The sequence below is a fragment of the Caballeronia sp. LZ028 genome (genome assembly GCF_031451415.1).
GTDB classification, from domain to species: domain Bacteria; phylum Pseudomonadota; class Gammaproteobacteria; order Burkholderiales; family Burkholderiaceae; genus Caballeronia; species Caballeronia zhejiangensis.
Genome location: NZ_JARUXN010000003.1, coordinates 213,435 through 226,773, shown reverse-complemented (window position 1 = coordinate 226,773; position 13,339 = coordinate 213,435). Strand labels below are relative to the sequence as shown.

At 63.3% G+C, this 13,339-nt stretch carries 12 protein-coding genes; all 12 read left to right on the top strand.

Annotated features, from left to right (window positions below; translation table 11 throughout):
- The first annotated feature begins 40 nt into the window (after positions 1-40).
- The 12 genes from ttdA to QCE58_RS18580 all read left to right on the top strand — a co-directional run bounded on the left by ttdA (position 41) and on the right by QCE58_RS18580 (position 13,335).
- Entirely contained in the window at positions 41-940 is a 900-nt protein-coding gene (gene ttdA / locus QCE58_RS18635) for a L(+)-tartrate dehydratase subunit alpha (protein WP_008347498.1), read from the top strand.
- A complete protein-coding gene (gene ttdB / locus QCE58_RS18630; protein ID WP_175980506.1) occupies positions 937-1,545 on the top strand; it encodes a L(+)-tartrate dehydratase subunit beta in 609 nt (202 codons plus the stop codon). The genes ttdA and ttdB overlap by 4 nt, the downstream gene beginning before the upstream one ends.
- 124 nt (positions 1,546-1,669) lie before the next feature.
- Positions 1,670-3,298 (top strand): FGGY-family carbohydrate kinase, encoded by a 1,629-nt coding sequence (locus QCE58_RS18625; RefSeq protein ID WP_250522201.1) that lies wholly within the window; start codon positions 1,670-1,672, stop codon positions 3,296-3,298.
- 106 nt (positions 3,299-3,404) lie between these two features.
- Positions 3,405-5,789, top strand: a complete 2,385-nt coding sequence (locus QCE58_RS18620) for a bifunctional salicylyl-CoA 5-hydroxylase/oxidoreductase (protein WP_250522200.1) — start codon at positions 3,405-3,407, stop codon at positions 5,787-5,789.
- 2 nt (positions 5,790-5,791) lie between these two features.
- Positions 5,792-6,553, top strand: coding sequence for an SDR family NAD(P)-dependent oxidoreductase (locus tag QCE58_RS18615; protein ID WP_250522199.1), 762 nt, complete (start codon positions 5,792-5,794; stop codon positions 6,551-6,553).
- Entirely contained in the window at positions 6,550-7,110 is a 561-nt protein-coding gene (locus QCE58_RS18610; RefSeq protein WP_250522198.1) for a MarR family transcriptional regulator, read from the top strand. Before QCE58_RS18615 ends, QCE58_RS18610 begins: the two co-directional genes overlap by 4 nt.
- A 10-nt stretch (positions 7,111-7,120) precedes the next feature.
- Positions 7,121-7,972, top strand: coding sequence for an enoyl-CoA hydratase family protein (locus QCE58_RS18605; RefSeq protein ID WP_250522197.1), 852 nt, complete (start codon positions 7,121-7,123; stop codon positions 7,970-7,972).
- A complete protein-coding gene (locus QCE58_RS18600) occupies positions 7,973-9,154 on the top strand; it encodes an acyl-CoA dehydrogenase family protein (protein ID WP_250522196.1) in 1,182 nt (393 codons plus the stop codon).
- Positions 9,151-9,600 carry a thioesterase family protein gene (locus tag QCE58_RS18595; protein WP_008347484.1) on the top strand — a complete coding sequence of 150 codons (450 nt, stop codon included), beginning with the start codon at positions 9,151-9,153 and terminating at the stop codon, positions 9,598-9,600. Before QCE58_RS18600 ends, QCE58_RS18595 begins: the two co-directional genes overlap by 4 nt.
- Positions 9,597-9,992, top strand: a complete 396-nt coding sequence (locus tag QCE58_RS18590) for a RidA family protein (protein ID WP_008347482.1) — start codon at positions 9,597-9,599, stop codon at positions 9,990-9,992. The genes QCE58_RS18595 and QCE58_RS18590 overlap by 4 nt, the downstream gene beginning before the upstream one ends.
- 12 nt (positions 9,993-10,004) lie before the next feature.
- Positions 10,005-11,642: an AMP-binding protein gene (locus QCE58_RS18585; protein WP_250522195.1), complete on the top strand. Its 1,638-nt coding sequence runs from the start codon at positions 10,005-10,007 to the stop codon at positions 11,640-11,642.
- A gap of 85 nt (positions 11,643-11,727) precedes the next feature.
- On the top strand, positions 11,728-13,335 hold the full coding sequence (locus QCE58_RS18580) for an ABC transporter substrate-binding protein (RefSeq protein WP_250522194.1): 1,608 nt from the start codon (positions 11,728-11,730) through the stop codon (positions 13,333-13,335).
- Positions 13,336-13,339 lie beyond the last annotated feature (4 nt).

Sequence of the window (13,339 nt, the reverse complement as noted above, 5' to 3'; positions counted from 1 at the left end):
GCGCGCGTCCCCCAACTCAACACGTCGTAGAGGAATCAAGATGGAAAAGGAAGCGGCCATTCAGTCCGTCACGGACACCATGGCGAAGTTCACCGCCTATATCGGCAAGCGCCTGCCGAAGGATGTCAAGGCGAAGCTCGCGGAATTGCGCACGATGGAAACCAATCCGCTCGCCAAGTCGATTTACGATTCGATGGACAGCAACCAGGACGCCGCCGACAAGCTGAACCGTCCGAGCTGTCAGGACACGGGTGTGATCCAGTATTTCGTCGAGGCGGGCGCGAATTTTCCGCTGCTCGGCGAGCTCGAGGAAATCCTTCAGGAAGCCACCGCCGGCGCGACGAAGCTCGGGCCTTTGCGTCACAACGCCGTCGAAACGTTCGACGAGAAGAACACGGGCACGAACACCGGCACGCAGATTCCGTGGCTCGACTGGCGCATCGTGCCGGAGAAGGACAGCTGCACGATCGACGTCTACATGGCGGGCGGCGGCTGCACGCTTCCCGGCGCGGCGAAGGTTCTGATGCCGGGGCAAGGCTATGAAGGCGTCGCCGAATTCGTGATGGACGTCATCACCGAGCGCGGCGTGAATGCGTGCCCGCCGCTGCTCGTCGGCGTCGGCGTATCCACTTCGGTCGAGACTGCCGCGCGATTGTCGAAGCTGGCGATCCTTCGTCCGGTCGATTCGAAGAGCGCGAATCCGCGCGCCGCGCTGATGGAAGAGTTGCTCGAACAAGGGCTCAACGAAGTCGGCATCGGCCCTCAGGGGCTCACCGGAAACAATAGCGTGATGGGCGTCAACATCGAATCGTCGGCGCGGCATCCGTCGACCATCGGGGTGGCCATCAACACCGGATGCTGGGCGCATCGCCGCGGCAAGATCCGCATCAACGCAGACATGTCCTACGAAGTGCTCTCGCATGAAGGAGTCGTACTGTGAAGAAGGTTCTGACAACCCCCATCAAAAGCGAAGACCTCGAGGATCTGAAGGTCGGCGACGTCGTCTATCTGACGGGGCGCCTGGTGACGTGCCGCGATGTCGCGCATCGTCGATTGATCGAGCAAGGGCGCGAGCTGCCCGTCGATCTCAACGGCGGCGCGATCTTTCATGCGGGCCCGATCGTGCGCAAGAAGGACGACGGCGCGTTCGAGATGGTGTCCATCGGACCGACGACGAGCATGCGCATGGAGAAATTCGAGCGCGAGTTCATCGAGCAGACCGGCGTGAAGCTGATCGTCGGCAAAGGCGGCATGGGACCGGAAACGGCCGCGGGCTGCATGGAGCACAAGGCGGTTCATGCGATCTTCCCGGGCGGATGCGCGGTGCTCGCGGCGACGCTCGTCGAGGAAATCGAAGGCGCCGAATGGCAGGATCTCGGCATGCCCGAAACCTTGTGGATCAACCGCGTGAAGGAGTTCGGCCCGCTGATCATCTCGATCGATACCAAGGGCAACAATCTCATCCAGGAAAACAAGGCGGTCTTCAACGAGAGAAAGAAGCCGATCCTCGAAAAGATCAGCAAGGAACTCAGCTTCATCAAGTAGCGGCTTTAGACGAGCGCCTCGCGTTGCCGTCTTCGGAATTCGGGGTTCGGGCATACTACTCGGCGGCAGGTTTGCCGAACAGCGTCGATCTGCGACGCCCCTATCCCGAACCACGGACAGAGAGATGAACGCAAGCAACCGCAGCGCCGGCGAACGCTACGTCGTTGGCGTCGACGTCGGCACCGGCAGCGCACGCGCCGGAATTTTCGATACCGCCGGCAACATGGCCGCATCGGCGAAAAAGGACATCACGCTGTTTCATGAAAGCGGCGGCATCGTCGAGCAATCGAGCGGGGAAATCTGGAGCGCCGTCTGCCACGCCGTAAAAGCGGCGCTCGCGCAGGCGGCAATCGCGCCGGAGTCCGTCGCGGGCATCAGCTTCGATGCGACCTGCTCGCTCGTCGTGCTCGGCGATGGCGGCAAACCGCTGCCCGTGGGACCGTCGGAGCAGGCGGAACGCGACATCGTCGTCTGGATGGATCATCGCGCGATCGGGCAGGCGGAGCGCATCAACGCGACCGGCCACGCGGTGCTGAAATACGTCGGCGGCAGGATCTCACCGGAAATGGAGACGCCGAAGCTGTTGTGGCTTCTGGAAAACCGTCCGCGCGTCTTCGACGCCGCATGGCAATTCTTCGATCTCACCGACTTCCTGACATGGCGCGCGACCGGCGATACGTCGCGGTCGGTCTGCACCGTGACCTGCAAGTGGACCTATCTCGCGCATGAACGGCGCTGGGACGAGAGCTATTTCCGGACCATCGGTCTCGGCGCGCTGGCGGACGAGGGCTTCGCGCGCATCGGCCAGCAGGTGGTCGAACCGGGCACGCGGCTCGGCAACGGGCTGACCGAACGCGCCGCCGCGGAACTCGGGCTGATCGCGGGCACACCGGTCGGCGCGGGCGTGATCGATGCCCATGCGGGCGGCATCGGCACCGTGGGCGCACAGGGCGATCCGGAGTCGTGCCTCGCCTATGTGTTCGGCACGTCGTCATGCACGATGACGACGACCGCCGAGCCGGTCTTCGTGCCCGGCGTCTGGGGCCCGTACTTCTCGGCGATGGTGCCGCAGGCGTGGCTCAACGAAGGCGGTCAATCGGTCGCCGGCGCGGCGATCGAGCGCCTGCTCGCGATGCAGCCCGCCGCCGCCGAAGCCACGCTTCGCGCGAAAGAGCGCGGCGAATCGCTGCCGGGCATGCTCGCCGGCTTGGCGGCCCAGGGCTCCGGCAGCCTGTCGGACGCGGTGAAGCTCGCCGATGGCCTGCACGTCGTCCCGGAGTTTCTCGGCAACCGCGCGCCCTTCGCCGATCCGCACGCGCGCGCGGTCATCGCCGGTCTCGGCATGGAAGCCGGCCTCGACAATCTGGTCGCGCTGTATGTCGCCGGCGTATGCAGCATCGCTTATGGTCTGCGGCAGATCATCGAAGCGCAGGCGGACGCCGGCGCGCCGATCGAGCGCGTGATGATCAGCGGCGGCGCGGGCCGGCTCGATCTCGTCCGGCAGCTGCTCGCCGATGCGACCGGCAAGCCGGTGCTGGCCACGCAGGTCGATGAGCCGGTGCTGCTCGGCGCCGCGATGCTCGGCGCGGTGGCGGGCGGCCTGTTCGGCGACGTTCGATCGGCGATGAGCGGCATGGCGCGCGTCGAAAAAACCTACGCGCCGGCAACGGGCGATCTCGCGCGCCTTCACGACGCGCGGTATCGGGCATTCATCCGCTTGCAGCGTTGCGCACGGGAAATCCGCGAAGACTAGCGGGGAAAAGTACGGACGCGCGGTGCGCTCCGTCGTCTTTTTACTTGACATCTAAATTATCCAAACCTAAATTATCACGAGGAAAGACACGAGTCGGAGAGCAAGCATGCGTATCGTCTGCATCGGCGGAGGTCCGGCGGGCCTGTATTTCGCGCTTTTGATGAAGCGCCGCCATCCCGCTTACGACATCACCGTGGTCGAACGCAACCGTCCTTACGACACGTTCGGCTGGGGCGTCGTGTTCTCCGACCAGACGCTCGGCAACCTGCGCGCGGCGGACCCGCCAAGCGCCGATGCCATTCTCGACGCCTTCAATCACTGGGACGACATCGACGTCCACATCGGCGGGCGCACCGTGCGCTCGTCGGGTCACGGCTTCTGCGGCATCGGCCGCAAACGTCTGCTGAATATCCTGCAAGCGCGTTGCGAAGACCTCGGCGTGAAGCTCGTCTTCGAAACGCAAGTCACGAACGACGAGGACTACGACGCCGACCTCATCATCGCGAGCGACGGATTGAACAGCGCGATCCGGCAGAAATACGCGTCGACGTATCAGCCCGATATCGACATGCGCGATTGCCGCTTCGTGTGGCTCGGCACGCACAAGTGCTTCGACGCATTCACGTTCGCGTTCGAAAAAACCGAATGGGGCTGGTTTCAGGCGCATGCTTATCGCTTCGATGAAGACACGTCGACGTTCATCGTCGAGGCGCCCGAACGCGTATGGCGTGCGGCCGGCCTCGCCGACATGAGCAAGGAAGACGGCATCGCGTTCTGCGAAAAGCTTTTTGCGAAGCATCTCGACGGCCACGCGCTGATCTCGAACGCCACGCACTTGCGCGGATCGGCGCAATGGATCCGCTTTCCGCGCGTCGTCAATCGCGAATGGGTGCATTGGCGCGAATCCGCGAATGGCAAACGGACGCCCGTCGTGTTGATGGGCGATGCCGCGCATACCGCGCATTTTTCGATCGGATCGGGGACGAAGCTCGCACTCGAAGATGCGATCGAACTCGCGAACAGCATCGACACTGCGTTCGCGATGAAGAACGGCGATCTCGACGGCGCGCTCGCGCATTACACGCAAGTACGCAGCGTCGATGTATTGCGCATTCAGAATGCCGCGCGCAATTCGACGGAGTGGTTCGAGCATGTGGATCGATACGCGTCGTTCGAGCCCGAGCAGTTTGCATACTCGTTGCTCACGCGCTCGCAGCGCATTTCGCATGAAAACCTGCGCGAGCGCGATGCAGGATATCTCGCCTCATTCGAAGACTGGCTGGCCGCGCGTGCGGGCATCGAGCGCAACGCGCGGCAACGATCCGTTCCGCCGATGTTCACGCCGTTCACATTGCGCGGCGTCACGCTGAAGAATCGCGTGGTCGTTTCTCCGATGGCGCAGTATTCCGCCGTCGATGGCATCGCGGGCGACTATCACCTGATGCATCTCGGCGCGCGCGCGATGGGCGGCGCCGCGCTCGTGATGACCGAGATGACCTGCGTGTCGCCCGAAGCGCGCATCACGCCGGGATGTCCGGGCATGTATGCGCCGGAGCATCTCGCGGCGTGGAAGCGCATCGTCGATTTCGTGCATGCGCAATCGGATGCGAAGATCGGCATGCAGCTCGGCCATGCGGGCGCGAAGGCATCGACGCGCGTGAGCTGGGAAGGCATCGATCAGCCGCTTCCCGATGGCAACTGGCCGCTGGTTTCCGCATCGCCGCAACAGTATCTGCAAGGCGTGAGCCAATGGTCGCGCGAGGCATCGCACGACGAATTGCGCGAGATCGAAACGCAGTTCGTGCGCGCCACGGAAATGGCCGCGCTTGCAGGCTTCGACTGGCTCGAACTGCACTGCGCGCATGGCTACTTTCTGTCGAGCTTTCTCTCGCCGCTGACGAATCATCGCACTGACGAATACGGCGGCTCGCTCGAAAATCGCCTGCGTTATCCGCTCGAAGTATTCAAGGCGATGCGCGCCGTGTGGCCGCAAGACAAGCCGATGTCCGTTCGCATTTCCGCGCACGATTGGGTCGATGGCGGGACGACGCCCGACGACGCCGTCGAGATCGCGCGCGCATTCAAGGCCGCCGACGCGGACATGATCGACGTCTCTTCAGGGCAAGTCAGCAAGCAGGAGAAGCCTGTGTTCGGGCGCATGTTCCAGACGCCGTTCGCGGATCGCATACGCAATGAAGCGGGTATCGCGACCATCGCGGTCGGCGCGATCTCGGAAGCGGATCACGTGAACAGCATCATCGCCGCGGGACGTGCGGACTTGTGCGCGGTGGCGCGCCCGCATCTCGCGAATCCATCGTGGACATTGAACGAGGCCGCGAAGATCGGCTACTTCGATATCGCGTGGCCGAAGCAATACGCGGCCGCCAAATCGCAACTGGAACGCAATCTCGAACGCGAGCGCGCACTGGCCGCCGACAATGCGCGCCTCACGCCGCAAGAACGCGCGCAACGCGCTGAAGGAACGGTCTGATCATGACGACTCTCGCCGACAAACACGCGGTCGTGACAGGCGGTGGCAGCGGCATCGGCGCATCGTGCGCAGAGGCGCTCGCGCATGCCGGCGCACGCATCACGCTGATGGGCCGCGATCTCGCGCGCCTCGAAGCGCAACGCGACGCGATGCGCGATTACGCCGACGTCGCGTGCATACGCGTCGATGTGACGAATGAAGCCGCCGTCGCCGAAGCCTTCTTGCGCGCCGGTCCGGCCGATATCCTCTTGAACAACGCAGGCCACGCGCAAGCCGCGCCTTTCACGCAAACCGATGCGGCACTGTGGCAACGCATGATCGACGTCAATCTCACCGGCGTGTTCTTCTGCACGCGCGCCGTGTTGCCGTCGATGCTGGAGCGTGGCTTTGGCCGCATCGTGAATGTCGCGAGCACGGCGGGACAGATCGGTTATGCGTATGTCGCGGCGTATTGCGCGGCGAAGCATGGCGTCATCGGTCTCACGCGCGCGCTCGCTCTCGAAGTCGCGACGAAGGGCATAACCGTCAACGCGGTATGCCCCGGTTATACCGAAACCGAGCTGCTGCGCGCATCGCTGGATCAGATCATGTCGAAGACCGCGCGCAGCGAACAGGACGCACGCGATGCGCTCGTGCGCAACAACCCGCAACGCCGTTTCGTGCAGCCGGAAGAAGTCGCCAACGCCGTGCTATGGCTGTGCGCGCCCGGTTCCAATGCGATGAACGGCCAGTCGATATCCGTATCAGGTGGAGAAGTAACGTGAGCAACATCGCAGGCAACAAGAAGACGAACGCCGCAACCGAGCAGAAAGCGCCGCGCAAGGGCGTGGAGAAACCGGCGGACAACGTCGTCGATCTCGAGATGAGCACCGGCGCCGACAGCCACATGGGACTGCGCTTATGGCTGCGCATGCTGACCACGACGAACCTCGTGCAAGCCGAACTGCGCAAGCGCCTGCGCACCGAGTTCGATACGACCTTGCCGCGCTTCGACCTGATGGCCCAACTCGAACGTCATCCCGAGGGCCTGAAGATGACCGAGCTATCGCGCCGCATGATGGTCACCGGCGGCAATGTGACGGGCATCACGGATCAGCTCGAAAAAGAAGGACTGGTATCGCGTTATGCCGATCCGAACGATCGCCGTTCGACGAGCGTGCGTCTCACGCCGCAAGGCCGCGCCGCGTTCGACAAGATGGCGACCGCGCATGAGCAATGGGTCGTCGAAATGTTCGGCGGTCTCGAACTGAACGAAAAATCGCAGACGCATCAGCGGCTCGGCAAGCTGAAGCAGCATCTGCGGAAGACGCTGAAGGACTAAGGAGACACAGATGAGCTCATCGAGCGCCGATGCGCTTCTCGCCGGCAATCGCGTAACGCTCGCGGACTATCGCGCGACGCACTTCGGATGGTCCGTCACGAACGATGTCGCGACGATCATGCTGAACCGGCCCGAACGCAAGAACCCGCTGACGTTCGAATCGTATGCGGAGTTGCGCGATCTGTTTCGGCAACTCGCCTATGCGACCGATGTGAAAGCCGTCGTGATCCACGGCGCGGGCGACAACTTCTGCTCCGGCGGCGACGTGCATGAAATCATCGCACCGCTGATCGATCTACCGATGCCCGAGCTATTGCTCTTCACACGCATGACGGGCGATCTCGTCAAGGCGATGCGTCATTGCCCGCAGCCGATCATAGCCGCCGTCGATGGCGTCTGCGCGGGCGCGGGCGCGATCCTCGCGATGGCGTCCGACATGCGTCTCGGCACCGCGCGCAGCAAGCTCGCATTTCTCTTTGCGCGCGTCGGTCTCGCGGGCTGCGACATGGGCGCCTGTTCGATTCTGCCGCGCATCATCGGTCAGGGACGCGCTGCCGAATTGCTCTTCACGGGCCGCTCGGCAAGCGGCGACGAAGGCTATCACTGGGGCTTCTACAACCGCCTTTGCGCACCCGAAACCTTGCTCGACGAAGCCGCGAAGCTCGCGTCCGAACTCGTCGCCGGGCCGACCTTCGCGCACGGCATCACGAAGAAGATGCTGCATCAGGAATGGAGCATGAGCATCGACCAAGCGATCGAATCGGAAGCGCAGGCGCAAGCCATCTGCATGAGCACGCGCGATTTCGAGCGCGCCTATCGCGCGTTCGCGGGGAAGACGCGTCCCGTGTTCGAAGGAGACTGAATGAACGCCGATCCACACAGCGCGCTCGCATGGCCCTTCTTCGATGAGAGACATCGCGAACTCGCACGCGATGCCGATGCATGGGCGAACGAGCATCTGAAGCATGTCGTTCACGCCGATACCGACGCGGCCTGCAAGCGCCTCGTGCGCATGCTCGGCGATGCGGGATGGCTCAGGCATTGCATCGGCGGCACCCGATACGGCGCATCGAACGATACGATCGACACGCGCGCCGTGTGCCTGCTGCGCGAAACGCTCGCGAAACACGACGGCCTCGCGGACTTCGCCTTCGCGATGCAAGGGCTCGGCTCGGGCGCCATATCGCTCGCCGGCACCGATGCGCAGAAAGAGCGCTATTTGCCGCGCGTCGCGAACGGCACTGCATTGGCGGCGTTCGCGTTGTCGGAACCGGAAGCGGGATCGGATGTCGCGGCGATGTCGCTCGATGCGCGCGCCGATGGCGACGCCTACGTGCTGAACGGCGACAAGACGTGGATATCGAACGGCGGCATCGCGGACTTCCATGTCGTGTTCGCGCGCACAGGCGAAGCGCCGGGCTCGCGCGGCATCAGCGCGTTCATCGTCGATGCGGATACGCCCGGCTTGCAGATCGCCGAACGCATCGACGTGATCGCGCCGCATCCGCTCGCGCGCCTGCACTTCGAGAACGCGCGCGTGCCGCGCAGTCAGATGCTGGGCGCCGCGGGCGAAGGCTTCAAGATCGCGATGCGCACGCTCGATATCTTCCGCACGTCGGTGGCGGCGGCATCGCTCGGCTTCGCGCGTCACGCGATGCAGGAAGGGCTCGAACGCGCCGCATCGCGCAAGATGTTCGGCCAGACGCTCGGCGACTTTCAGCTCACGCAGGCGAAGCTCGCGCAGATGGCGTTGACCATCGACACGAGCGCGCTGCTCGTGTATCGCGCCGCGTGGCTGCGCGATCAGGGCGAGAGCGTGACGCGCGAAGCCGCGATGGCGAAATGGCACGCGAGCGAAGGCGCGCAACAGGTCATCGATGCAGCCGTGCAGTTGTGGGGCGGCCTCGGCGTGAAGAGCGGTACGGCGGTCGAATCGCTGTATCGCGAGATACGCGCGCTGCGCATCTATGAAGGCGCGACGGAAGTGCAGCAGTTGATCGTCGGACGCGACTTGCTCAAGGCGCACGGAGCACATCAACGATGACACAACGCTTCGACATGCCGATGCGAATCCGCTTCGCGCACTGCGATCCGGCGGGCATCGTGTACTTTCCGCAATACCTGGTGATGACGAACATGCTCGTCGAAGACTGGTTCGACGATGCGCTCGGCATCGACTACGCGCACATGATCTCGCGGCGCCGCGTCGGACTTCCCATCGTCAAGCTCAATTGCGAGTTCTCGCGACCGAGCCGCATGGGCGAAACGGTGACGCTGTCGCTCGCGGTCGATTCCGTCGGACAGCGCTCGATCCGCATCGACATCGTCTGTCATTGCGACGGCGAAGTGCGCTTTCGCGCGAAGCAGGTCCTCGTGACGACATCGCTCGACGATGGCCGCTCGATCGCCATTCCCGGCGACATCGCCCTCGCGATCGAACGGTTCGCGCCGGGCACGAGCCGCGCACTTCAAGAGGAATCACGCTCATGAAAAAGACCCTTCAGCCTTCGGACTGGATCAAGCCGCGCGGTTACGCGAACGGCGTCGCGGTGCGCGGCACGCAGGTGTTCATCGCGGGGCAGATCGGCTGGGACGAAGAGGCGCGCTTCGTCAGCAACGCATTCGGCGCTCAGGCCGCGCAGGCGCTGCGCAATATCGTGGCCGTGCTGCGCGAAGCGGGCGGCAAGCCGGAGCATCTCGTTCGCATGACGTGGTACGTGACCGACAAGCGCGCGTATCTCGCGGCGGCGAAGGAAATCGGCGCGGCATTCCGCGAGCTGATCGGCGATTACGACATCGCGATGAGTGCGGTGCAAGTCGTCGCGCTCATCGAAGACGATGCGCTGGTGGAGATCGAAGCCACGGCTGTTATCCCCGACTAAGCGGAGGACACGATGGAACGCTCGGCACACATCGATACTTTCGCGCGCGATCATTTGCCGCCGCAGGAACAATGGCCGGTGCTCATGCTCGACAATGCGGACGTCGCTTATCCGGCGCGCGTGAATTGCGCGACCGAATTGCTGGATTGCGCGATCGAAAGCGGACATGGCGATCGCACGGCAATCTGGTCCGATGCGAACGGCGAGCCGCACGCAACGACGTATCGCGAGTTGCGCACGCTCGTGAATCGCAGCGCGCATGTGCTCGTCGATGAAATGGGTTTGCGTCCGGGCAATCGCGTGTTGTTGCGCGGGCCGAATACGTTGCAGATGGCCGTCGCGTTCTTCGCGGCGCTGAAGGCCGGTCTCGTCGTCGTGCCGACGATGCCGCTGCTGCGCGCGAAAGAACTGAAGCAGATCATCGAGAAGGCGCGGATATCGGCGGCGCTATGCGATGTGCGTCTCATGGAAGAACTGCAGCGCTGCACGACGAAAGGCGACGACTTCCATTGCGAAGCGCTCGCGCAAGTGCTGACGTTTCACGACGATGCACCCGCGTCGCTCGAATCGCTGGCTCGAAGCAAGCCCGATCATTTCGATGCCTGCGACACCGCCGCCGACGACGTGTGCCTCATCGCATTCACGAGCGGCACGACCGGCGCGCCGAAAGGCTGCATGCACTTTCATCGCGACGTCCTTGCGATGTGCGATCTGTTCCCGCGACACATCCTGAAGCCCACGGCCGACGATGTGTTCTGCGGCACGCCGCCGCTCGCGTTCACGTTCGGCCTCGGCGGCCTGCTGTGCTTTCCATTGCGCGTCGGCGCGTCGACGATCCTGCTCGAAAAGCTCACGCCCGAAACGCTCCTGCAAACCGTGCAGCGCTTTCGCGCGACGATCATGTTCACTGCGCCGACGTTCTATCGGCAGATGGCGCCGCTCATCGAAGGCTTCGATGTGTCGAGCCTGAAGAAGACCGTGTCGGCGGGCGAAGCGTTGCCCGATTCCACGCGCGCGTCATGGCGCGAAGCGAGCGGCATCGAAATGATCGACGGCATCGGCGGCACGGAGATGATCCATATCTTCGTTTCGTCGGCGGGTGCGGACGTGCGCGAGCACGCGATCGGACGCGCGGTGCCGGGCTATATCGTGCAGGCCGTCGACGATGCGATGCAGCCGGTGCCGCCCGGAACCATCGGCAAGCTCGCGGTGCGCGGCCCGACTGGTTGCCGCTATCTCGCCGATGAACGTCAGTCGAAATTCGTGCGCGACGGCTGGAACTTGCCCGGCGATTCCGTCGTGATCGATGATGACGGTTACGTGTTCTATCAGGCGCGCGCCGACGACATGATCGTATCGGCGGGCTACAACATCTCCGGGCCGGAAGTGGAAAGCGTGCTGATGCAGCATGAAGCGGTGGCGGAATGCGGCGTGATCGGCGTGCCCGATGAAACGCGCGGGCAAGCGGTAAAGGCGTTCGTCGTGCTCAATCCCGGTTTCACCGGCGACGATGCGCTCATTGCTGAATTGCAGGCGTTCGTCAAGCGCACTGTCGCGCCTTACAAGTATCCGCGCATCGTGACGTTTCTAACGGCGTTGCCGCGCACCGAGACGGGCAAGCTCAAGCGCTTCGCGTTGCGCTCGATGTAGCAAGCTCGAAAAACGTTTGCTTGGTAGAGTATGGCTCACGCCCGCCGCGAGGCGGCTTGCCCACTCTTCCGAGCAAACAAGAAAAATGGTTCTGACGCATCGACTCCTTGCCGTTTCCCTCTTTGCCGCATTCGCATTGACGTCGCAAGCCGCATCGGCGGCGAACAAGACGCTCGTGTTCTGTTCCGAAGGCAGCCCCGCCGGTTTCGATTCCGCGCAATACACGACGAGCACCGACTTCGATGCGGGCGCGCATGCGGTCTACGATCAGCTCGTCGAATTCAAGCGCGGCACGCTCGATCTCGTGCCGGGTCTCGCCGAGAAGTGGGATGAGTCCGCGGATGCGAAGGCCTTCACGTTTCATCTTCGGCGCGGCGTGAAGTTTCAGTCGACCGCCTGGTTCAAGCCGACGCGCGACTTCGACGCGGACGATGTCGTATTCACGTTCAAGCGCATGATCGATCCGAACGAGCCGTTTCAGAAGGCGCATCCCGTCAGCTTCCCGTATCTGACCGATCTCGGCTACGACAAGAACATTGCATCCGTCGACAAGCTCGACGACTACACCGTGCGCTTCACGTTGAAGACGCCTGATGTCGTGTTCGTGCGCAACATCGCGATGGAGTTCGCATCGATCGTATCGGCGGAATATGCCGCGCAACTGCTGAAGCAGGGCAAGCCGGAAGACCTCAATCAGAAGCCAGTGGGCACGGGCGCGTTCGTGTTCCGCGACTATCAGAAGGACGCGACGATCCGCTACGACGCCAATCCGACTTACTGGAACCGCAAGGACGTGCATATCGACAAGCTGGTTTTCTCGATCACGCCCGATGCCGCCGTGCGTCAGCAGAAGCTATCGAGCGGAGAATGCCAGGTGACGTCGTTTCCGCGTCCCGCCGACATTGCCGCAGCGAAGCAGGATCCGAAGCTCACGGTGCTGTCGGGCGTCGGCTTCAACGTCGCGTATGTGGGCTACAACACGACGCACAAGCCGCTCGATAACGTGAACGTGCGCCGCGCGCTCGACATGGCGATCGACAAGCAGGCGATCATCAAGACGGTCTACGAAGGCGCAGCGACCATCGCGACGAATCCGATGCCGCCGTCGCAATGGTCGTATAACAAGGCGCTGAAGGACGCACCGCGCGACCCCGCGAAGGCGAAGGAACTGCTGAAGGAAGCGGGCTTTCCAAACGGCTTCACGATCACGCTATGGGCGATGCCCGTGCAGCGCGGCTATAACCCGAACGCGCGTCTGATGGCGCAACTGATTCAATCGGACTGGGCGAAGATCGGCGTGAAGGCGAACATCGTCACTTACGAATGGGCCGAGTACAACAAGCGCGCGAAGACGAACGGCGAGCACGACGCGATTCTTTACGGCTGGCTCGGCGACAACGGCGATCCCGACAACTGGCTCGGCACGACGCTCGGTTGCGACGCGGTTCACGGCAGCAACATGGCCAAGTGGTGCAACAGGCAGTTCGACGATCTGCTCGCGAAAGCGCGTCTCGTCACCGATCAGAACGCGCGCACGAAGCTCTATGAAGAAGCGCAAGTGGTGTTCAAGGATCAGGTGCCGTATACGCCGCTCGCGCACGCCAACATCTTCCAGCCGATATCGAAACGCGTGCATGGCTATCTGATCAGTCCGCTCGGCGGACATCGTTTCGACGGCATCACGTTCGATTGAGCGA